We start from the raw sequence: 22,639 nt of genomic DNA, 5'->3' as shown, positions 1-22,639 counted from the left end.
CGTGTTCAGGCGATTCAAATCTCTTGCTATTGATCAGTGGGCATCCCGGCGCAGATAACGACGCGAAATGGCATCGAACGAGATAGCCAGCACGACGATTGCACCCGAAACAATGCCCTGCCAATAAGGAGAGACACCGAACAGAACGATAATGTTTTCAATAATAGCGATGATACCAGCACCAAGGATAGCGCCAATCGGGCTGCCGATGCCGCCCGTGGTTGCAACACCGCCAATGACGGAAGCCGCAATTGGAGCCAGCACCCAGCTGTCACCAATGGATGGCTGAGCCGTGCCAAGACGGGCAACCATCAGCACACCAGCAAGACCGGCAATCGCACCCGCAGCACCAAACACCAGAAGACGCACACGATCCACCCGAATGCCCAACATGCGTGCGCCGTCGCGATTATTGCCGATGGCATACATGTAACGGCCAAATGGTGTTTTCAGCATCACGAAAGTCGCGATCAGCAGCACTGCAAACATGATTATGAAGGGCACTGGAATGCCGAAGAAATCGCCGCGTCCAAGGAAATGCACCTCACGCGGAATTCCCGTGATGGCGACACCACGCGTCAGCACCAGATTGGCACCGCCGAAAATGCCCGCAGTACCAATGGTCAGCACCAGCGAATGCAATCGCAGGAAGGTGACGAGAAAGCCATTGAACAGCCCAAGGCAAAGCCCGAGCAGAATGGCCAGCAACATCGCCGAATAAGGCTCTAACCCCATCCGCATCATCAGAATGCCGGATACGACACCGCTCAGTCCGCCAATCACGCCAAGCGAAAGATCAAGTTCGCCAAGTACCATCAGCATCGACTGGGCGATTGTGATGAGACCAACAAAGGCAAGCCCGCGCGCCACGACAGACAAATTATAGGGCGTCAGGAAGTAGGGCGACATGATCGCCGAAAGAGAAAATATCACCAGCAAGGCTACGAAAACGCCTGCCAGCGGTGTGCGGATGAGATTGGAAAAGGCTCTAGTTTGCATCGGCTTTTACCTCTGTTCCAAAGATCGCGCCCACGAGTGTTTCATTGTTGGTGTCGGTGGTTGAAAACTCACCGGTGATATGGCCGTTATGCATGGTGATGATCCGGCTCGCGCATTTCTGCAATTCGTTGATTTCCGAAGAAACGAGGATAACGCCCACGCCCTCCTCAGCGAGATTTTTCATGATGCGATAAATCTCGGATTTGGTTCTGATATCGATGCCCTTGGTCGGCTCATCAAAAATCAGCACGCGCGGGCGGGTGGCCATAGCGCGTCCGATAATCGCTTTCTGCTGATTGCCGCCAGAAAGTTGCGAGATCCGCTTGCCCATTCCGGAGGTGCGGATGCCGTAATCATCGATGATCTTCTGCACGATATTACGCTCGCGACTGTCGCTGATACCGAGTTTTCCACTGGTCAGAGACAAGACGGAAATACCGATATTTTCGCGCAACGACAGAAGCGGGAAAATACCGTGATGCTTCCGCTCTTCCGAAAGATAAAGCATACCGCCCGCAACTGAACGCGACGTGTCGTTAAGCGTCCAGCTTTCGCCTTCAACCTTCACTTCGCCGCCCTTGGCTTTAAGAAAGCCGAAGATTGTCTGCATCACTTCAGAGCGCCCTGCCCCGACCAGACCGGCAAAGCCCAAGATCTCGCCCTTGCGCAGATCGAAACTGATATCTTCAAACCGCGAGCCGGAAAGCCCGCGCACTTCCATGATGGTTTCAGCGGTGGGCGCGGACGGACGAAAATGCTCGTCAAAAGAAAGATCGCGACCAGACATGGCGCGGATCAGATTGGCTTCCGTAACGTCCTTGATGTTACCACTCTCAACCTTGGTGCCATTACGAAGAACCGTATAATCATCACCGATCTGGAAAACTTCTTCCATCTTGTGGCTGATGAAAACAATGGCATGGTCCCGATCGAGCAGACTACGGATAACCTTGAAGACGCGCTCTACTTCGACACGCGTCAAGGACGAGGTTGGCTCATCAAGAATAAGCACCTTCATCTGCTCATTGGTGCAGGCGCGCGCAATCTGCAAAAGCTGCTGATCAGACACCGAAATATTGGCAACCAGATCATCGGGCTGCGCTTCAATGCCGAAGCGGTTCAGATAGGATTTGGCCTCTTCCATCAACGCTTTGCGGTTGACGAGAAAGCCGCCATGCCCGGTCCGGCTGAATGGCATGAACAGGTTTTCCGCCACACTCATCTGCGGAAAAAGCGTCAGCTCCTGCGGAACATAGGCAACATTTTTATACAGAGCGGGCTCGGCTACCGGGTCGCGACCGTCAATCAGCACCTGACCGCGCGAGGCCTCGTCGGTTCCTGTGAGGATTTTAACCAGTGTGGATTTTCCGGCACCGTTTTCGCCAGCAAAAATGTGTGTGCGACCTAATTCAATTTTCAGGTCGACGCCGTCCAGCGCGGTCACGCCCGGAAAGTCCCGGCCTAATCCGCTTGTTTCAAGATAAGCCATGATGGACACCTTGCGTGCTTCTGGGTGCAGCCATCGAAGTCGTTCCGGTTAAAGCGATATCCGGACGCGTTTCGACAGAACAAGAAAGAATGGAGCACGGGAAAACCCGTGCCCCTGCAACATAATCGGAACGGATCAGTTGCCTACGTTTTCCTTGGTGAGGAATGCATTGCCAGTATCGATATAGCCCGGAACCGGCGCACCGGTTGCCTGTGCCCAAAGCACCATGACCGACCAGTAACCCTGAAGTTCAGGCTGCGAGGCGGACGAGCTGTCAGCAACACCATTGCGGATCATGTCGAGCATTTCTGGCAGATTATCGAGACCGACCAGCGTGACCTTGCCCTGCTTGCCTGCTTCTACGATAGCCTGACCGATGCCGATTGGACCAGCCGCATCCGATGCAACCCAGCCCTTGAGGTTTGGATTGGCCTGCATGATAGCTGCAGCCTGTTGCTGAGCAATTTCGATGCTGTCATTGTCGATGCCTTCAGCGACGACCTTGATGCCCGGATGTTCTTTGAAGACTTCGCGATGGCAATCAGCGCGGATAGAATGGTTTGGTGCGGTTGGCACGCCCATCATGATCGCGACTTCGCCTTCACCACCCAGAACTTCGACCAGACGACGAGCAGCAATCTTTGCCTGCTCGCAGAAATCCGATCCGATATGGGTGATAGTCATGCCTTCAGGCGGCACGGAATCGAACAGAACCAGTGGAATTTTCTGTCCCTGCGCTTCTTCAAGCGACGCACGGTTGCCTGACGGATCAAGCAAATCGAGTGCCAGGCCATCCGGACGTGTGGAAAGTGCGCTGTCGATAATCTGATTTTGCTGAACAACGTCTGCGCTCTGTGGAGCGGAGTAGACGATTTCAACATTCGCGCCGGTCTGAGCCTTGAGTGCAGCAGCGGCCTGCTGAGCACCGTCATTCACCTTGTCAAACCATGGATGAACGACCTTAGGAACGATCACGAAGCGATAGCTGTCCTTCTTCACCGTACCCGGCGCATCCTGTGCCATGGCGGAAACAGGCAGCGAAAAGGCAGCAAGAGCCGCCAGCGTAGCAAGCTTTTTCATAAATTCCTCCCTTGGAAACCAGACGAAACATCCTCCCGTCTGGCTGCTTGAAAGATCACCCGGGAAGGCTCCTCTGCCTCCAGCCCATAGCGAACTCGACTCTTGAATACATATGTATAATTAAAATTACAAGAGTAATTCTCGATGTGACGGCGAGCTGTGAACAGCTGCCTACGCAGCACTTCGGACAAAGCACTGACGGAATTGAATAATCGTGATGAGCAGACAGACGAACAAAATCGGCGGCAGACTTGCGCCCGCCGCCGATTGATTTTTATCGATTTCTATATGATCAGCTTGTGAAAGCGCCGGCTTTGGGAGCAGGCGTCTTTAAAGCAACGCTGGAATCACTTGCCCGCATAACCAGATTGGCACCCACCAGAATTTTGACCGGGGGCTGGGTTTCGGCCGTGTTGATCAGATCATCCAGTACGGTGACAGCCAGATTACCGATCTTGCGCTTGGAGACTTCAACCGTTGTCAGCCCCGGCTCCATGGTCGCACTTTGCGGCAAATTATCGAAGCCGATCACCGAAACATCGTCTGGAATGCGAATGCCTTTACCCTTCAGCGCCCGGATGAAGCCATAGGCAATAATATCGTTTGTGCAGAAATAGCATTCGGCCAGATCGAGCCCCGAATGCAGCATCGCGCACGTATCGCGATGCGCACCCTCATAGGTCGATTCAACCGAGAGTATGTCGCGCTCCTGAACGGCCAGGTCCAGACGCTGCATGTTCTTGAAAAACGCATCGCGGCGAAGACGGAAATTCGTCGTCTCTGTATGACTGGCGACGAAGCCGATGCGCGAAAAACCGAGCTGCTTGAAGCGCGACAATACCTTGAACACCGCATCTTCATTGTTCATGTCGACGAAGTTGGCTTCGATGACCTCATAGAACGTATCAATGAAAACAGTGGGCAGTCCGAGTCCCTGAATCATGTGGATATCTGCTGCCGACAATTCCGTGCCAAGCGCAATCACCCCACGGATCGGCGCACCAGCCAGCGATTCAGCGACCGCACTGATCGGCTGCCCTTCAAAGCTCACCACTTCAAGCGTGTAATTGCGGCGCGTCGCTTCCGACGACATGCCATCAATATAATCGGAAACGAAAACGCTGTGATCGCGATTGACCGTTAAACCATGCTTGGCAATTTTCAGAAAACGGATCGTCTCCCCACCGCCCGACCCGGTCTTGGCCGCGCGCGGCACGTAATTGAGACGGGACACCGACTCAAGAACCCGCGCACGCGTCTCCCCCGAAATCTCGCCTTTGCCATTCAGAACAAGCGAAACCGTTGCCGGCGAAACACCTGCATTCTCGGCAATATCTCTGATCGTAAAGGACTTTTTCTTTTTCATATTTTCCGAGCGGCACTTCGATATTAAGGGCGAATTGAACTGTCGTTTAGTAAACAGAAACACTGTGATTTAAAACGATTAGGGCAATTCCCTGTGTTAGGCAACCATAATTCCCCGATAATACGCTTGACAACCCCCAAGCTTGTGTTCATTTATTTAGTGAATAACAGTTTTGTTTACTAAACATGGTAGGAGGAGACCATGCAGAAGACAAGCAATCAGCTTGCTATGCTTGTTGTCATCAATCTCGGACTGCTCGCGCTTGGCGCGTATATTTCGGGAGGATCTTTCCTGTCGCTGTTCAACCTGCAATCGATGGCGGGTCAGGTGCCTGAAATTGGGCTTCTGGCGATCGGCGTCATGCTGGCCATGTGTGCGGGCAATGGTGGGATTGACCTTTCAGGTATTGCGCTGGCCAATCTTTCCGGCGTGCTTTCCGCAGTCATTGTTTCGATGTTCATCTCAAGTGCCGAGAACCAGCTTGGCTTCAGTCTCGCCTTCATGGGGCTGGCACTGGTGATTGGTCTCGCGGGCGGGATTATCAACGGAATCCTGATTGCCCGTTTCAACATCACCCCTATCCTTTGCACGCTTGGCACGCAGATGGCGTTTACGGGTCTTGCTGTTGTCGTTTCGAGTGGTCGCGCTGTCATGGTTGGCAGCCCCGATCTGTTGTCGCGTATCGGCAATGACATGTTTCTCGCCGTACCAATCAGCTTCCTGATCTTCATAGCGGTCGCTTTGCTGATCGCAGCGGTGGTGCGTTTTACCCCTTATGGCTATTGGCTGATGTTGATGGGCACCAACCCGAAAGCCGCAATCTTTGCGGGCTTTCCACGCAATGGCGTGCTGATTGCCACCTATGCAACGAGCGGATTTCTGGCAGCGATTGCAGGCATCATCATTGCTGCGCGCAACGTCAACGTGAAGTTCGACTATGGCAGCTCATATCTGCTGGTCGCAATTCTGATCGCCGTCATGGCCGGTGTTAAACCTGAAGGTGGCTATGGGCGCGTCATCTGCGTGGTGCTGAGCGCCGTAGCGTTGCAGCTGATGTCCAGCCTGCTCAACTTCGGCGGCCTTTCCAATTTCGTCCGCGACTTTGCCTGGGGCTTGCTGCTGCTCGCCTTCCTGGCAGTCGGCAAATACGACATCGCGGGATTCTTTACCCTCGGCAATCGCCGTCAGGGGACCATCGGTGCTCACCCCTCAGGCACCCGAACATAGACTCTGGGGGGATTGTAAGTGTGGAGGAAATCATGAAATCAATAACCAAGAAACTGCTCGCCGGCACCATCATTGGCGCAGCTATCGTCGCAGGTAGCGCAGGCACTCTCGTCGCGCAGGAAAAGCCGGTCATCGCAACAGTCGTCAAGATCAGCGGTATTCCCTGGTTCGACCGCATGAACACTGGCGTTGAAGCCTATCAGAAGGCCAACCCTGATGTGGTTGCAACCCAGAGCGGACCAGCAACTGCCGACGCAGCGCAGCAGCTTCAGATCGTACAGGACCTCGTTGCCAAGGGCGTTAACGCCCTTGCAGTCGTCCCAATGGATCCAGCTGTTCTCGAAGGTACTTTCAAGCGCGCCATCGAACGCGGCATCGTTGTTGTGACCCATGAAGCCGACAACCAGGTCAACACCATGGCCGACGTTGAAGCTTTTGATAATGCGGATTACGGCACGGCACTCAATGAGCGTCTCGCAGAATGCATGGGCAAGAGCGGCAAGTGGACGACTTTCGTCGGTTCGCTCGGCAGCCGTACCCACATGCAGTGGGTTGGTTCGGCTGAAGAAAATGCCAAGAAATATGCTGACATGCAGCTCGTTGATCCAAACAACGAATCCTTCGACGATGCCAACGGCACCTATGAAAAGGCCAAGGAAATTCTGCGCAAGCATCCTGACCTGAAGGGCTTCCAGACTTCTGCTGGCAACGACGTTCTCGGCGTTGGCCGTGCAATCGATGAAGCTGGTCTGAGCGGCAAGGTTTGCCTCGTCGGCACTGGCCTTCCGAACCCATCGGCTGATCTTCTTGAATCCGGCGCAATCACCGCAATCGGCTTCTGGGATCCGCAGAAGGCCGGCATGGCGATGAATGCGGTTGCCAAGCTTCTGCTCGAAAAGAAGGAAGTTACGGAAGGCACCGACCTCGGCGTTGAAGGCTATAACAAGGTCAGCGTTAAAAAGGGTGCCGGTGAAGGCCTTCTCGTCATCGGTAACGGCATGGTTATCGCTGACAAGAGCACTTACAAGGAACACCTGTTCTAGGCGTTTCTGCACAAGCTGACTGGCTCACAAGCTGACTGACTATCGTGCGGGGACATCGTTCAGCCTCGCGCGATAGTGTCAAAAGCCCGGATGCGCTCTGAATAGAGCTGCATCCGGGTGGCTGAACCCGGCTGATTGTCGATTAATTTATCACGGCAAATCATTTGCTCAGAGCGCATCTCAAAGCGTTAGCGCGGCAAGCCAAAGCCGACCGCTCCTACAGCTGTAGCGCCAATCGTAACCTCGCGCGACGGTGCAGCGACAAAGGAATTTAAAGTGTCAACTACGATGAACAATGCGATGGGCAATGTGACGAGCAATGACCGGTCTCCGGATCGCTTTCTCGAACTGCGCAACATCCATAAGCGGTTTGGTGGTGTTCACGCGCTGCGCGGCATTGATCTGACCATTGATCTTGGCCAAGCCTATCACCTTCTGGGCGAGAATGGCTGCGGCAAGAGCACCGTCATCAAGATCATGTCGGGCGCCCACGCACCCAGCGAAGGCGAGATCATTCTTGATGGAAAAACCTATACATCGCTGAACCCGATCCAGTCGCTCGCTGCTGGTATTGAAACTGTCTATCAGGATCTGTCACTTATCCCCAACCTGACCGTCGCCGAAAACGTAGCGCTGAATGAGCAGCTCGTTGAAGGCAATGGCCGACTGTTTCGCAGCGTCAAGCTTTCGCAGCTTCGTGAAACTGCAGAACGTGCGCTGAGCACCGTTGGTCTCCCGACAAACAAAGCTTTTCTCAACACAATCGTATCCGAATTGCCGCTTGCAATGCGCCAGCTGGTTGCGATTTCGCGCGCAATCGCGACACGCGCCAAGCTCGTCATCATGGATGAGCCGACTACATCGCTGACCCGCCGTGAAGTGGACAATCTGATTGAAGTGGTCGAGCGTTTGCGTGCTGAGCGCGTCGCCGTGCTGTTCGTCACCCACAAGCTTGATGAATGCTACCGCATCGGTGGCAATGCGGTGGTCTTCCGCGATGGCCAGTGCGTGGCACAGGGACCAATTGAAAACTACACCAAGAAACAGCTTTCAGAACTGATGATCGGCAGAGAAATCGATGCCGAGCGTTATCGCACGGGCCAACCGGGTGAAGCAGAACTTCTGACACTCGACAATCTGACGGCCTCCGGTTTCAAGAATATCGGGCTTAGCCTTCGCAAGGGTGAAATCCTTGGCATCACCGGCCTCGCCGATTCCGGGCGCAATGAACTTGCCATGGCGATTACCGGCGTCACTCCAGCCCATTCCGGCACGATCCGCCTTGAAGGCAAGACGACTGAGGTCAGAAGCCCCGCAGAGGCTATTAATCGCGGGATAGGCTATGTACCGGAAGATCGTCTGGCAGAAGGTCTTTTCCTCGACAAGTCGATCGTTGAAAATGAGATCGCACTGATCTTTAAGAAGCTCTGCAACAGTCTCGGCATTGTTGATCAGAAAAAGGGCCGGAATATCGCTGCATCGCTCATGCAGGAAATGCGGCTTAACACCACCAATCTTGACCTGCCGGTAGGCGCGCTTTCAGGCGGCAACCAGCAACGCGTGCTGATTGGCCGCTGGCTCAGCATCGGGCCGAAACTTCTGGTTCTTCACGGTCCGACCGTTGGCGTCGATGTGGGATCAAAAGATACGATCTATCGCGCAATTCAGGCGCTGGCTGAAGCTGGAATGGGCCTCATCATCGTCAGCGATGATCTGCCGGAGCTCCTGCAGAATGCAGACCGCATTCTCGTCATGAATGCCGGAAGTCTCGTTGCGGAATTCGATGCAGCACAGACAACCGAGGACCAGCTCTATCAAGCCATGATGTCGTCGCAGAAGGAACATGCCCAATGAGCGCGTCGCAATATGATCCAGATCTGGGCCGAGCCCAATCCTTCAAGCTGGGTGAGTTCATTCGCAAACGTCCGGAATCGATAACCTTCTTTCTGCTGGTCGCGATCTGCACGATTGTGTCCATCATCAATCCGGCCTTTCTGCAACCTTCGACACTGATCGATATTGGCCGTGCCAGTGTTGTGATGGGACTGTTCGCGCTTGGTGTATTCATCATCCTTGCGGCTGGTGGCATCGACGTTTCCTTCACCGCAATTGCTGCCTGCACGGTCTATTCGCTGACGCTATTGGTGCAGGCCTATATGCCGGAACTGCCAATTATCTTCATCATTCTGATGGCGATTGCCGGTGGTATTTTCCTTGGTATTCTCAATGGTTTGCTGGTGCATTACCTCAATGTGCCGTCACTGATCGTCACCATCGGCACGCAATATCTGTTCCGTGGCTTCCTGCTGGCTTTTGTCGGCACAGTCTGGATCATGTCCCTGCCGCCGACAATGGGCGCTTTTGGTCGCCTGCCGCTGTTCCAGCTTGAATCAGCAACAGGCGCCACCATCACCATGCCATTCTATTTTCTGGTGCTGCCTGCGGCTGCAATCCTGACATGGTGGATATTAAACCGCACATTGATGGGTCGCGCTATTTTCGCCATGGGCGGCAACAGCCAGATCGCCAGCCGTCTCGGATATAATCTGCGTACCATTCATATCTTCCTGTTTGGCTATGCAGGTGGTCTGGCAGGCCTTGCAGGTATCATCCATGTCTGCGCCAACCGTCAGTCGAGCCCGTTCGATTTTGTCGGAACTGAAATCAGTGTCATCGCAGCCGTTGTTCTCGGTGGTGCGCGCATCACTGGTGGTACCGGCACAGTGTTCGGCACCATCCTCGGCGTGCTTCTCATCGTCGTCATCAACAGTGTTCTGGTGCTCGTGGGCATCCCCAGCACGTGGCAGCGTCTCGTCGTCGGCTGCTTCATCCTGCTGGCTGCTGCCTTCTTCGTCACCCGCCAACGCAAGAAATAACCCGATACTCTCAAGAGGAAATCATGAAGAAATTCCTGAACGATCCCGTCAATTTCGTGGATGAGATGCTCGAAGGCATCTATCGGGCGCATCCCGAGCTTACTTTTGTCGATAACGACAAGCGCTGCATGGTCACAGCCAACATCAAATCCGGCAAGGTCGGCATTGCGACCGGCGGCGGCTCGGGCCATCTGCCACTGTTTCTGGGCTATATCGGCGAAGGCATGATCGATGGCGCGGCTGTCGGCGGCGTATTCCAGTCACCCAGCTCTGAACAGATGTATCAGGTGACCAAGGCTATCGATCAGGGTGCCGGCGTTCTTTACATCTACGGCAATTACAGCGGCGACATTATCAATTTCGATATGGCCGCAGAACTTGCTGATCTCGATGGCATCGCTGTCAAGCAGGTTGTTGGCAATGATGACGTCGCTTCATCTATTGTCGGCGAAGAACATAAGCGTCGCGGCGTTGCCGGTATCTTCTTTGTTTACAAGGCAGCTGGTGCAGCAGCGGCCAATGGCCTGTCGCTTGATGAAGTGACACGCCTTGCCGACAAGGCACGCCTGCGCACCCGCACCATGGGCGTCGCACTTTCGAGCTGCGTTGTGCCGGAAATTGGCCATGCAACCTTCTCCATTGGCGAAGACGAGATGGAAATCGGCATGGGCATCCATGGCGAACCAGGCATCAGCCGCAAGAAGCTTGCAAGCGCCGATGCAGTCATCGACGAGCTGATGGAGCGCATTTTCAATGAGCAGACCTATGCGAAGGGCGACGAAGTTGCCGTTCTGGTCAATGGCCTTGGCGGTACGCCGCTGGAAGAGCTTTACATCATGTTCCGTCGCGTTTCGCAGCTCTTTGATGAGCGTGGCGTAAAGGTCAAGCACGTCTGGATCGGCGAATTTGCCACTTCGATGGAAATGGCTGGCGCTTCGGTTTCCGTTCTGCATCTTGATGAAGAACTCGAGCCTCTCGTGGCCGCTTCCGCAAACACGCCATTCTTCAAGCACTTTGCCGGTTGAGGTCCGCTTATGAACGTCATTACAGCATCTGATCTGATTGATCTTTTCGACAGCTGGAAGCAGCTTTTCGCAGAACAGCGCGAATTCCTCATCGCGCTTGATGGAAAAGTTGGCGACAGCGATCTCGGCATCACCATGAGCAAGGCTTTTGCGGCGGCCTCTGAAGCCGCCCATGCAGAAGGCGAAGCCTCTGGCATCTCAAAACTGCTGCGTGTGGCCGGAACCACAATGGCACGCGTTGCGCCATCCACCATGGGTACATTGACTGCCACCGGCTTTTTGCGAGCAAGCAAGGCCTGCGACGGTGTCAACGAGCTGGGAACCGCAGAAATTGCGGCTTTCTGGCGCGCTTATCGCGATGGCATTGCCGAACGTGGCAAAGCCAAGGTCGGCGATAAGACACTTCTTGATGTGCTTGACCCGATTGCTGTCACGCTGGAAGCTCAGGCCGCCGCTGGTGCGTCCTTGACCGATGCACTGGCAGCAGCAGCAAAGGCTGCCGAAGATGCACTTGAAGCAACCAAAACCATGGTCGCCCAGCACGGCAAGGCTGCAGCCTTTCAGGAAAAGACCATCGGCCTTCAGGATGCAGGCGCAACAGTTGGAATGCTGCTGATTACCAGCATGTCGGCTTTCGTTTCGACGCACTAACAATAAAGCCGACAGTATTTGAGACAGAATGAGGCTCCGAGCTTACGAGTTCGGGGCTTCTTTCATTGCGTTGCGGATGCGTTTGACCACCGTAAGGATCAGAAGCGCGCAAAGGATGGGTTGCAACCAGAACATCCATTGAGGCAGCATACCGTCAATGGCGACCCAGGCACCAAGCACACCGAAGACCACAGCGCGGTCGCTCTTGCCCATAGGGCCGTCATAGCGACGGCTTGATCCGAGCGAAGCTGCAGTCACACCAATGAATTCGGTCAAAGTGGCGATAAAGATAATCGCGAAAATCCAAGCCGCAGAAAACGGTGCAATAATCGCAAAGGGCGCATAGAGTGCCGCGTCGGAAATCACATCACCAATTTCGTTGAGATAAGCACCCAGCACCGACTTCTGGCCATGCTCGCGCGCCAGCATTCCATCAACCGCATTCAGTGCCATGCGCAGGAAAAGCCAGATCGGCACCAGCGCAAACCAGATCGCATTTCCGCTCCAGCCAAGAAAAGCACCCAGAACGATGGACACTAAAGCAGCCGTCACAGTCACCTGATTGGCCGTTACGCCTGCCGATGCAAGCTTTACGACAAGAGGTCTCAATAAGTTCTGGAAGCGGGACTTAAGTTGATAAACTGACATAAGAAACTTTCGCGAAACTCATGGAAATGACGATTATGTAGAAATCAGCTATTTGCTACCGGCCTTAGCTCGTTTATTCAAACATTCTATTCTACTCAATAGTAATTGGGTTGAATAACTTGGAGTGCATCCCGAAAAGTGGGACAAGGCCTGTTGAGAGGAGAACTGATGAACCAGCGCGCAGAAATGCCGGGGCATGAAACGGCGTCACATCGTGAGCCGGAAGAATCCCAATTCATCACCCACGACGGTACATCACTGTTCTATCGCTTCTGGCCGGCACGGTCGCAAACGCCAAAAGGCGTGATTGTTCTCCTGCATCGTGGTCACGAACATAGCGGGCGTGTTGCGCACCTCGTCGATGAACTCGGCCTTGACGATTACGCTTTCTATGCGTGGGATGCGCGTGGCCATGGCCGCTCGCCCGGCGAACGTGGGTTTTCGCCATCGTTTGGTGCATCGATCCATGATCTCGATAGTTTTGTTGCACATATACGCGCTGAAACCGGCGTCCGAATAGAGGATGTGGCACTGATTGCACAAAGTGTCGGCGCGGTTCTCGCGAGCGCGTGGGTGCATGATTATGCGCCCAACATCCGCGCACTGGTGTTGGCATCACCTGCCTTTGACATCAAGCTTTACGTACCATTCGCCAAAGAGGGTATTGCGCTCTGGCAGAAGCTGAAGGGGACGTTTTATGTCAACTCCTATGTCAAACCACAGTTTCTGACCCATGATCCGGGGCGCATTGAATCCTATCGCACCGATCCGCTGATCACCCGCCCGATCGCCTCGCATATTCTGCTTCAGCTGCACGAGGCGGCACAACGTGTGGTGGATGACGCACGGGCCATTACAGTGCCAACGCAGTTGCTGATTTCCGGCAGCGATTTTGTCGTGCGTCCAACGCCGCAGCATCGCTTCTTTGAAAATCTTGGCAGCCGCATCAAAGAGCGCCATGTGCTCAAAGGATTCTATCACGACACGCTGGGCGAGAGAGATCGGAAACCTGCAATTGCATTGATCCATGATTTCATCGAAGCACGCTTTGCGGAAGAACCGCAGCGCGCTGATCTGACGGATGCCCATATTGCTGGCCATACGCGCGACGAGGCTGACAAATTGTCGAGCCCGCTGCCGCTGCTTTCTGCACGCGGTCTTTATTGGGCCTGGACACGCTCTTCAATCGGCTTTGGTGCGCTTTTGTCCGAAGGTTTGAAAGTTGGCCGCCGCACTGGCTTTGATTCCGGTTCGACGCTTGATTATGTGTATGAGAACGAAGCGCGCGGCCTGGGCCCGGGCGGCAAGCTCATCGACAAGCAGTTTCTTGAAGCCATCGGCTGGCGTGGTATTCGCCAGCGCAAGGTCCATCTTGAAGAGCTGATCGGCGCGGCCATCAAGCGGCTGAAAAGCGAAGGCCGCTCAACAAATATTCTCGACATCGCCTGCGGCCATGGCCGTTATGTCATTGATGCCGTGGCGCGCGCTGGCGAAATGCCGGACAGCATTCACTTGCGCGATTATTCGCCAATCAATGTGCTCGCTGGACGCAAACTGATCAAGGATCGTGGCCTTGATGCCATCGCCCACATGGAAGAAGGCGATGCGTTTGACGAAGAGAACCTCGCAGCAGTCACACCGCAACCCGATCTTGCGATCGTCTCCGGCCTTTACGAACTGTTTCCAGACAACGCGCTGATCGCCCGGTCTTTGTCAGGCCTCGCCCGCGTCCAGAAACCCGGCTCGCTGCTGATCTACACCAATCAACCATGGCATCCGCAGCTTGAAATGATTGCACGTGCGCTGACTTCCCACCGCGGCGGACAGGCATGGGTGATGCGTCGCCGCACACAAGGCGAAATGGATCAGCTTGTCGAAAAAGCTGGTTATCGAAAACTCGAACAGCGCATCGATCAATGGGGCATCTTCACCGTTTGCATCGCCGAACGGGTTGGAGAAACTCAAGCGTGACAGCGGCCATTGGGAGCATCGATGGGGTATCGCGGCGGCTTGTAATCCGCCGCGCGATCCTTTGGCTTCTGTTTCTCGGCCCGTTCTTTTATCTGACCTATGGTACATCCAATTGGCTGGCATCGCTGCGCCATGCGGTACCCAATCTTGCCTTTAACTGGGAAGGTCATATTCCCTTTATCGCGTGGAGCATTGTGCCTTATTGGTCGGTCAATCTGTTTTATGCGATTGCGCTTTTCATAAATGACAGCCCGGAGCAGGTTGATCGGTTGGCAAAGCGCTATCTCACGGCGCAGATCATTGCTGTTCTCTGCTTTGTCGCCTTTCCGCTGACGGCAACATTTGTGAAGCCTGAAACCTCCGGCCTGCCAGGCTTCATGTTTGAAGTGCTCGGCGGTTTCGACAAGCCGTTCAATCAGGCGCCGTCACTTCATATCGCGCTGCTGATTATCATCTGGGACCAGATGCGCCGAATGATGGGCGGTGCAATGCGCGTCGTCTGGCATGTCTGGTGTCTGTTGATCGGATTATCCGTACTGACCACCTATCAGCATCACGCCGTCGATATTCCTGCAGGCGCTTTGCTCGGGCTGTTCGCATTGTGGCTTTTCCCGCGTAACGGGTCGTCACCGCTTGCAGGTTTTCACTTGAATTCAAACCCAAAGGCACGCCGACTGGGTCTTTATTATCTCGCAGGCGCACTGCTTTTTCTGGCACTCGGCATCCATGGCCTTGGCACGACTGGCTATGCGATTTTCTGGTTCTGGCCTGGCGCTGCTTTGGCGATTGTTGCGCTCTGTTATCTGGGTACAGGTGTTGCGGTCTTTCAGAAACGCACAGATGGAACAGTCAGCCTGGCAAGTCGCTGGCTTCTGGCTCCCTATCGCTTCTTCGCGCGATTGAACATCCGGTTCTGGACACGCAAATTACCGCCGCATGTTGAACTTTCCGATGGCGTGTTTCTCGGCCGCTTTCCCAATGCCTCAGAACTCAATCAGTTTACGACCGTCATTGACCTGGCGGCCGAAATGGTTGCGCCACGCAATACGGTTGAATGGAAAAGCTTCAGCACAATGGATCTTATTGCCCCTGCACCTGACACAGTGCATCTGGCATCCAATGCGGTTGAAGCTGCACGACATCACGGCCCGGTTCTTATCTGCTGTGCGCTCGGTTTTCAACGCAGTGCAACAGTTGCCGTGGATTGGCTGATCGGAACAGGGCGCGTTGCCAACGCACGAGAAGCCGAAGCACTTGTTCGCTCCAAAGGCTGGCCTGTGCGCCTCCATAATCTCGAGGTGCCGGCATGAATTCGCAGGCGCTCGATATTGCAGGCCGTTTGCGGCGCAATGCATTTATCGGCATGGGTATTGCAGTGGCGATACTCGGTACTGTTCCATTCTTACGCTCAATCCATGATCTTGCATTCTGGCTCATCTGGCCTCTGCTGTTCGTGAGTGTTCTGATTGTTTTGGGCATCGCGACCCATCTGCTTTTTGATGCCGCACTTTTCCGATTGATCGCAGCCAGTGCAGATGAAAGGCAAGGGCTTACAGAAGTCGATAGCCTTCTTGTACGAATGGGATTGCGCGCCCAGCCTGAAACCTTGCGCCCGCTTATGGAGCGTATTGCAGGATCGAAGCGTATTCTTGGCCGTCTGCACTTTTTTCTGATTGCGGCAATCGTCTTATCAATCCTGATGGCCACATTGCCGCTTGGGGCGGAGCTTTGATATGCATGAATTGATCCGCCATCATGTGCAATCTACTTTCGGCTCGCTTCTCGCAATCTTGGCACGCGGGATCACCGGCGTTCGTCCGATCTGGAGCGGTACTGGGCCGTCGCTCAACCAGCGCATCTATTTTGCCAATCACACCAGCCATGGCGATTTCATTCTGCTCTCTTCGTGTCTCAATCAGGAAGAGCGTGCCCGCACTCGTGCCGTTGCCGGTGCAGATTACTGGCGCGGAAATCGCGTGCGGCAATTCATGGCGGAGGTGTTGCTGCGTACCGTGCTTGTTGAACGTAACTGGGTGGAGCGCACACAGGACCCGATGGAGGTCATGTTGAAGGCCTTGGCCGATGGCCATTCGCTCATCATCTTTCCTGAAGGCACCCGCAATATGACGGAGGAGGCACTGCTGCGCTTTCGTTCCGGTATCTACAATCTGGCGCTGACACGACCCGATGTGGAGCTCGTGCCGTGCTGGATAGAAAACATGTCGCGCGTGCTGCCCAAAGGCGCAATGCTGCCTGTGCCGCTTCTCTGCCGCGTCATTTTCGGTGCGCCGGTCCAGCTCCATGAGGGCGAAGACCGCAAGGAGTTTCTCATCCGCGCGCGCCAGAGCCTTCTCGATATTCAGCCCCATAATGGTAGTAACCCATGAGCGAAACGACCCAACTATTCCTTGGCCTCATGGGTGTTCTTGTAACCGCCAGCGCGGTTGCCGGGGTTCTTTCATGGCGTGCACCGAAGCCATTGTCCTCTACGCTCGTTAATCTCAATGCCCGCATCAAGGCATGGTGGATCATGGTCGGCGCCATGTGCATCGCTTTTTTGTTCGGCAAAGGTGGCGTTATCGTTCTGTTCGCGCTCATTTCATTCGCATCTTTGCGGGAATATGCAACGCTCACCCAGACACGCAGGGCCGACCACCGCGTGTTGCTGGGCATGTTCCTTCTGGTCATTCCGGTCCAGTATTATCTGATCTGGATTGACTGGTACGGGCTCTATTCGATTTTCATTCCGGTTTATTGCTTCCTGGCCATGCCGGTTCTGACCGCATTGTCTGGTGATACATCTCGGTTTCTCGAGCGCATCAGCGAACAGCAATGGGGCATTATGCTCTCGGTGTACTGCATCAGCCATGTGCCTGCGCTGATGACACTGGATATTCCGGGATTTGAAGGCAAAAAACTGCTGCTGATCGCATTTCTGGTCGCGACCGTTCAAGGTAGTGATGTGCTGCAATATGTTTTTGGCAAACTGTTCGGCAAACATCGCATTGCGCCCAATATATCGCCGTCCAAAACATGGGAAGGTTTTGTCGGCGGGGTTGCGGCTGCATCCTTGCTGGGTGCGAGCCTTGCATGGCTCACACCTTTTTCACCACTTCAGGCGGGAGCACTGGCCGCAACCGCTTGCGTCATGGGCTTTTTCGGTGGACTTGTTGCCTCTGCCATCAAGCGGGATCGCGGTGTCAAAGACTGGGGTCAGATGATTGAAGGTCATGGCGGAATGCTCGACCGCGCCGACAGTCTGGTCTTCTCGGCTCCCGTCTTCTTCCATATCGTGCGCTACTTCTGGGCGTAACTCTTCCAACCCGGAATGTGACGAAACAAAGCCTCTGAAACCCCATGTGCAGTAAAAACTTGTTACGCCGATTAGCAGGTCTTTATTTCGCGATGCCTTTTAAGCCTTTCAAAGCGGGTTCCGTTTTTCAGAACCTGCTCTATCTGTCCGTTCGGGCGGGAAATGCGATATTATTGAAAGGTTGAAACGATGAAAAATGCAGGTATCTGCGCTTTTATTCTGGCATCGGCCACCGCAGGCAGCGCCATGGCGCAAGGCCAGGCCACTCAGCAGATGACACCGGAAGCGCTCTATAAAGCAGCACAGAACCAGCTGGGCATCGTCGAATATTGCAAGGACAAAGGCTTCGCTACGCAGGAAGATATCGACAGCCAGCAGTCCATCATGAAGATTATGCAGGCGCCCGCCGACAAGTCTGGCCTTGAAGAGGCACAGGCAGCTGGCAAAAAGGGCGTTGTTCAGTCGATGGGTCAGGAGACCGACGTCGAGGATTACGCCAAAACCTCTGGCAAGAGCGTTGAGCCGTTCTGTCAACAGATCACATCGGCCATCAAGCAGGCCGCAGCTCAGCTGCCGAAGTAAAGCTTTACCCTCGTTCGCAACGGTGGAGTGCTCTCCATCGTTGCGAAGAGACGCGGGTTGTAGGCGAAATGCAACAGCAATCACATAAGATGAGTATTGCTCTCATATATTATTGCGTTTGAATAAGCGCATGCCTATGGTGCCGCCACAAAAATGTGGTGCCCGCCGTGAACCAATCTGACAAATCCAAGCTGACTTCGGCATTTCCTCTGCGGGAAATTGCTGACATCGATGCTGCCATTACAGATTATTATGACGAACTGTGTCGTGCAGTTCGTCGACGCGGACACGTATCTTCCAACGCCAATGAAATTGTCCATGATCTTTATGTGAGACTCAAGGACCGCAGGACTGATCTTGAAGGCAAGTCGTCGCTGCGTGCCTTCCTTACACGCGCGGCGATTAATCTCGGTCTCGACCGGTTCCGTCGCGAACGCTTTGAAGCAAAACTCTTTTCCGGCACCGAAGAAGAAGCCTCTAACATCATCTGCAAGGACGTAAATCCTGACATCGCGCTTGATACGCCGCGACGCCTCGCCTGCCTGCGCGATGCGATCATGGAGTTGCCATTGCGTCAGCGTCGCGTTTTCATCGCCAACCGGATTGGCAATCTGCCGCCAGATGAAATTGCCATCCGCTTCGGAATTACGCGCAATATGGTGGACAGACATCTTCGCAAAGCACTCATGCATTGCCTCATCAGGCTCGATGAACTGGATCAGGTATGATGCGCACAACAGCGAAGACACAAGACAAGGCCGAGCGTCTCATTCAGGAACAGGCTGTCGATTGGCTGATGCAGCTTCAGGCTTCGCCCAAAGACATGGCCATTGTCGAAGCCTGTGCATTCTGGCGCGCAAGCGACACAAGGCATGAATTGGCTTTTGACAAAGCTTCGCGTGTTTTCAGCGACACTCGCTTTCTTCTCCTGCAGGATGCGGATTTCGCCCGAACGGCTGCGAGAAAGCCGGGCTATCCGGTGCGGGCCGCTGTCAGTTCCATGGTGTTATTCGGGGCTCTCGCGGGTGGCTTTATTGCTTTCGACGGTCCGATGCGGATGCGCGCAGATGCCATGTCAGCAAGCGGCGAAATGCCGATCATCAAACTTGAAGATGGTTCGACCGTCCAGCTCAACGCAGGCTCGGCAATTGCTTTCGACATCACAACGAATAAACGTCAGGTTCAGCTTCTTCGTGGTGAAGCCTATTTCACCGTTGCGCCAGATCCTCAGAGGCCATTCACAGTCAGCGCGGCTTATGGCGAAGTAATCGCACTCGGTACGGAATTCGACGTGAAGCTGAAAGATGGCGGTGCGGATGTGGTTGTCACCGAACATGCCGTTCAGGTGCAGACCAGCGCCACGTCATCGGCCTTCAGTCCACGCGAAACGCTGCGTCTGGAACAGGGACAGAGTGTTTTCTACGATAATATTGCCGGTATCGGACAAGTCGCTATGGTCGATCCCGAACTCGCCGCATCGTGGCGCAGTGGCCGCTTGATCTTTGAAGATCAGCCGCTTGGTCATGTGGTCGAGGAGATTGCCCGCCATCTCCCCGGTGAGGTGGTGATTGCAAGCAGCGCTCTCGCCGAACGCAGGATAACCGGCACCTTCGATTTGTCTGCCCCATCAACAGCGCTTGATGATTTTATCAAAGCTTTCGAACTGAAAGCCGTGCGAGTGGGCTCATTACTCACAGTGCTACATAATTAATTTCCTGCCGAATGTCCCAAAGCCTCAATTTCATTCGTCCAGTCTATGAAAGGCAGTTTGTGCGCCACGCGCAAGTGCTTAAGCAACCGAACTCCCAACGCCTTGAACGTTGAGACTGGAAACGACATGAAAAGCCCCTCCTCACGCGTTTTAAACGCCTGCGCACGTCCCTTGTTTGCTTCGCTGCTTTTGAGTGGCACGATTTTAAGCCCCGTCCTGACCACACCCGCATTTGCACAGGCTGAAGCGCAATCCGTCGCTGTCAAAGTTCCGGCTGGTTCGCTTGCAACCGCTCTTAATCGCCTTGCCGTTCAAACGGGCCTGCAAATCGCATTTGATGCATCTGTAACCAGCGGGCTCAACACATCAGGCGTCAGCGGAACCATGGCGCCCGCAGAAGCGCTTTCCGCTTTGCTGCGCAACACAGATATCCAGTACCGCTTCACGGGTAATCGCACGGTGCGGCTGGAGCGTGAAGCAGCTGGAAACAACGCGACTTTACCTGCTGTCGAAGGTGCAGTGCAGCTCGATACGATCAGCTTTTCACAGATAACCGGCGTGAATTTTGTTGATCTCGACCCGCGCGTCTCTCAGATTACATCGGAACAGTTGCAGCAGGCACAGGCCTCGACAATTCCGGAACTTATCAAGAAGACCCCCGGCGTCGCAATGCTGGGCGGCGTTCGCACCGAAGGCCAGTCTATTTCGATCCGCGGTTTCTCACGCCAGACCGATGTGCGTATTTTGCTCGACGGAGCGCCCAAGAACTTTGAGAAATATGATCAGGGCACGATCTTTGTTGAACCTGAACTGCTCAAGCGCGTCGAGATCGAAAAAGGGGCAACTTCCGTTCGTTACGGGAATGGCGGCTTTGGCGGTACGATCAAGCTCGAAAGCAAGGACGCGGCTGATATGCTGCGTGAGGGCGAAAGCTGGGGTGCATGGGGCAAGACCGCCTATCAGACGGCCAACAAGCAGTTTCTTGAAACAGGCGCTGTCTATGGCCGCTCCAATCTCGGTACGGGCATGATTTTCGACGGGCTTGCAAGCCTCACCTGGCGCAAGGGCGACAACATGCGCATCGGTGGTGGCGAGACCTATAACTACTCAAGCTCTGAACTGACATCCTTCTCCGGCAAACTCTCCGGCGAATATGGCGGTCACAAGGTGAGGGCTTCGGTTCTTTACGGTGAAAGTGCCAATTGGGGACCACTCGCGGCAATTCGAGGCCAGCTTCAGCCCTCGAGCAACAGCCTTGTGCCCGGAACGCCTGCCTATAAGGAAGCAATGCGCAGGCTTCTTGCCTGGCGTGAGCTAAAGGATTTCACCTCCGTTTTCGAGCACACCTATGATGGCGACAGCGATCTCGTGAATACCCGCATCATGGCAAGCTATTCCTCGACAGACATGCATGCTGAACGCGCGACCGGCGTGAACGGTACAGCCTCTCTTGGCGGCACCGAAAATGATGCGAAATACTCGGATTTTCATATTGAGGCCGAAAACACCTCCAACTTTGAACTCGGCGGCATCGACCACAGCTTGAATTACGGCGTGCAATATAATCATCACGTTCGTGATGTGACGATGTTCGATATCACCAAAAAGAACGATAAGAGCTACAATTACGGCTATTACGCACCATGGATTATGCCTGCCGGCAAACAGGATGTTACGTCTTTCTTCATTCGTGACCGTATGGCTATCACTGACAAGCTGACGATCACTCCCGGTATTCGCTATGACTATGTGCGGTCCGAAGGCGTGCCAAACAGAGCCACGATCTATAACGATCCGAAAGCCGGACACGACTATTCGGCGACCTCACATCACGGTTTCACACCAGCACTCAGCGCTTCATACCAGATTACGCCAACCACACGGCTCTTCGCCGATTGGGCTTATGCCATGCGCGCGCCCAACATTGATGAAATCTATTCCGTGCAGAGTGGGCGCACCCAAACATCAGGAACCAGCCCCGATCTTAAAGTCGAGCGCAACAACACGATTAACATCGGTGCGGATACTTCATTCAGCGGTATCTTCACCGAGAGCGACGTATTGATGGTGCGTGGTTCCTTCTTTAACAACCATGTCACCAATCCTGTGGCGCGGCGTGTGGGCAGTGCGAACAAGGTCGGCCTGAAAGACGGCGAAGTTCCGTTTTACTGGAATATGCCTTCCTATTATTCGCGTGGCGTGGAGCTGGAAGCGCATTATGAGAACAGCTTCATGTTCGCAGATGCCAGTCTCACTTACATGATCGGCAGACGTCAGGGCACGCTCAACAACATCTACGGACCTGACAGCTACATCAATGACATCATGCCGACGACGGTTGTAACGACCCTCGGCTATAAGCTTCCCGATCAGGATATCAATTTTGGTTGGACGGGGACCTTTGTCGACAAGCAGGACAGAACCTCATATGTCAAAGGTGATTTGAGCTATAATCGGCCCAAGACCCCCGGCTATGCCGTGCATGATCTGTTCTTCAACTGGACGCCGACACAAGGCTTTATGAAGGATTCTGAACTGCGTCTGGCACTGGAAAACGTATTCGACAAGAACTACGAGCCTTATCTCAGCGATGGTATCTCAGCCATGCCGGGCCGTAACCTGAAAGTCTCTTTCAGCCGCAAATTCTAACATGAAGAT

Annotated in this window: 20 protein-coding genes; 15 read left to right on the top strand and 5 right to left on the bottom strand. The window is 54.2% G+C overall.

The window, feature by feature from the left end; genetic code table 11:
* Nucleotides 1-33: 33 nt before the first annotated feature.
* The 4 genes from CEV32_RS22615 to CEV32_RS22600 form a co-directional block, all read right to left on the bottom strand.
* Entirely contained in the window at nt 34-999 is a 966-nt protein-coding gene (locus tag CEV32_RS22615; protein WP_094579377.1) for an ABC transporter permease, read from the bottom strand.
* On the bottom strand, nt 989-2,488 hold the full coding sequence (locus tag CEV32_RS22610; protein ID WP_094579376.1) for a sugar ABC transporter ATP-binding protein: 1,500 nt from the start codon (nt 2,486-2,488) through the stop codon (nt 989-991). Before CEV32_RS22610 ends, CEV32_RS22615 begins: the two co-directional genes overlap by 11 nt.
* A gap of 135 nt (nt 2,489-2,623) precedes the next feature.
* The gene (locus tag CEV32_RS22605; RefSeq protein ID WP_094579375.1) at nt 2,624-3,568 is read right to left on the bottom strand and encodes a substrate-binding domain-containing protein; all 945 of its coding nucleotides are present in this window, start codon (nt 3,566-3,568) and stop codon (nt 2,624-2,626) included.
* A 292-nt stretch (nt 3,569-3,860) separates the two neighbouring features.
* Nucleotides 3,861-4,934, bottom strand: a complete 1,074-nt coding sequence (locus CEV32_RS22600; RefSeq protein WP_094579374.1) for a LacI family DNA-binding transcriptional regulator — start codon at nt 4,932-4,934, stop codon at nt 3,861-3,863.
* Between the two features lie 201 nt (nt 4,935-5,135).
* Between CEV32_RS22600 and CEV32_RS22595 the strand changes: the two genes are divergently transcribed.
* The 6 genes from CEV32_RS22595 to CEV32_RS22570 all read left to right on the top strand — a co-directional run bounded on the left by CEV32_RS22595 (nt 5,136) and on the right by CEV32_RS22570 (nt 11,756).
* The gene (locus CEV32_RS22595; protein ID WP_094579373.1) at nt 5,136-6,161 is read left to right on the top strand and encodes an ABC transporter permease; all 1,026 of its coding nucleotides are present in this window, start codon (nt 5,136-5,138) and stop codon (nt 6,159-6,161) included.
* A 32-nt stretch (nt 6,162-6,193) separates the two neighbouring features.
* The gene (locus CEV32_RS22590) at nt 6,194-7,204 is read left to right on the top strand and encodes a substrate-binding domain-containing protein (protein ID WP_094579372.1); all 1,011 of its coding nucleotides are present in this window, start codon (nt 6,194-6,196) and stop codon (nt 7,202-7,204) included.
* Nucleotides 7,205-7,492: 288 nt separating this feature from the next.
* Nucleotides 7,493-9,058 carry a sugar ABC transporter ATP-binding protein gene (locus CEV32_RS22585; protein ID WP_094579371.1) on the top strand — a complete coding sequence of 522 codons (1,566 nt, stop codon included), beginning with the start codon at nt 7,493-7,495 and terminating at the stop codon, nt 9,056-9,058.
* On the top strand, nt 9,055-10,080 hold the full coding sequence (locus tag CEV32_RS22580) for an ABC transporter permease (RefSeq protein ID WP_094579370.1): 1,026 nt from the start codon (nt 9,055-9,057) through the stop codon (nt 10,078-10,080). The genes CEV32_RS22585 and CEV32_RS22580 overlap by 4 nt, the downstream gene beginning before the upstream one ends.
* 23 nt (nt 10,081-10,103) lie before the next feature.
* Nucleotides 10,104-11,105, top strand: coding sequence for a dihydroxyacetone kinase subunit DhaK (locus CEV32_RS22575; protein WP_094579369.1), 1,002 nt, complete (start codon nt 10,104-10,106; stop codon nt 11,103-11,105).
* Between the two features lie 9 nt (nt 11,106-11,114).
* A complete protein-coding gene (locus tag CEV32_RS22570) occupies nt 11,115-11,756 on the top strand; it encodes a dihydroxyacetone kinase family protein (protein ID WP_094579368.1) in 642 nt (213 codons plus the stop codon).
* A 42-nt stretch (nt 11,757-11,798) separates the two neighbouring features.
* Here the strand turns inward: CEV32_RS22570 and CEV32_RS22565 are convergent, their stop codons facing one another.
* On the bottom strand, nt 11,799-12,404 hold the full coding sequence (locus CEV32_RS22565; protein WP_094579367.1) for a CDP-alcohol phosphatidyltransferase family protein: 606 nt from the start codon (nt 12,402-12,404) through the stop codon (nt 11,799-11,801).
* Nucleotides 12,405-12,572: 168 nt separating this feature from the next.
* Between CEV32_RS22565 and CEV32_RS22560 the strand changes: the two genes are divergently transcribed.
* The 9 genes from CEV32_RS22560 (at nt 12,573) to CEV32_RS22520 (ending at nt 22,630) form a co-directional block, all read left to right on the top strand.
* Complete coding sequence (locus CEV32_RS22560; RefSeq protein WP_094579366.1) at nt 12,573-14,375, top strand: bifunctional alpha/beta hydrolase/class I SAM-dependent methyltransferase; 1,803 nt, start codon at nt 12,573-12,575, stop codon at nt 14,373-14,375.
* On the top strand, nt 14,372-15,685 hold the full coding sequence (locus tag CEV32_RS22555; RefSeq protein ID WP_235818868.1) for a phosphatase PAP2/dual specificity phosphatase family protein: 1,314 nt from the start codon (nt 14,372-14,374) through the stop codon (nt 15,683-15,685). Before CEV32_RS22560 ends, CEV32_RS22555 begins: the two co-directional genes overlap by 4 nt.
* Nucleotides 15,682-16,107 carry a hypothetical protein gene (locus CEV32_RS22550; RefSeq protein ID WP_094579364.1) on the top strand — a complete coding sequence of 142 codons (426 nt, stop codon included), beginning with the start codon at nt 15,682-15,684 and terminating at the stop codon, nt 16,105-16,107. The genes CEV32_RS22555 and CEV32_RS22550 overlap by 4 nt, the downstream gene beginning before the upstream one ends.
* A gap of 1 nt (nt 16,108) precedes the next feature.
* Nucleotides 16,109-16,762, top strand: coding sequence for a lysophospholipid acyltransferase family protein (locus CEV32_RS22545; protein ID WP_094579363.1), 654 nt, complete (start codon nt 16,109-16,111; stop codon nt 16,760-16,762).
* Complete coding sequence (locus CEV32_RS22540) at nt 16,759-17,688, top strand: phosphatidate cytidylyltransferase (protein WP_094579362.1); 930 nt, start codon at nt 16,759-16,761, stop codon at nt 17,686-17,688. Before CEV32_RS22545 ends, CEV32_RS22540 begins: the two co-directional genes overlap by 4 nt.
* A gap of 189 nt (nt 17,689-17,877) precedes the next feature.
* Entirely contained in the window at nt 17,878-18,270 is a 393-nt protein-coding gene (locus CEV32_RS22535) for a hypothetical protein (protein ID WP_094579361.1), read from the top strand.
* A 167-nt stretch (nt 18,271-18,437) separates the two neighbouring features.
* Nucleotides 18,438-18,998, top strand: coding sequence for an RNA polymerase sigma factor (locus CEV32_RS22530; protein ID WP_328587933.1), 561 nt, complete (start codon nt 18,438-18,440; stop codon nt 18,996-18,998).
* Nucleotides 18,995-19,981: a FecR family protein gene (locus CEV32_RS22525; RefSeq protein ID WP_094579360.1), complete on the top strand. Its 987-nt coding sequence runs from the start codon at nt 18,995-18,997 to the stop codon at nt 19,979-19,981. Before CEV32_RS22530 ends, CEV32_RS22525 begins: the two co-directional genes overlap by 4 nt.
* A 126-nt stretch (nt 19,982-20,107) precedes the next feature.
* Nucleotides 20,108-22,630 (top strand): TonB-dependent receptor, encoded by a 2,523-nt coding sequence (locus tag CEV32_RS22520; RefSeq protein ID WP_094579359.1) that lies wholly within the window; start codon nt 20,108-20,110, stop codon nt 22,628-22,630.
* Nucleotides 22,631-22,639 lie beyond the last annotated feature (9 nt).

This window comes from Brucella rhizosphaerae, from assembly GCF_002252475.1.
In the GTDB taxonomy this organism is placed as follows: Bacteria; Pseudomonadota; Alphaproteobacteria; order Rhizobiales; family Rhizobiaceae; genus Brucella; species Brucella rhizosphaerae.
This window is presented reverse-complemented; position numbering and strand designations above follow the sequence as displayed.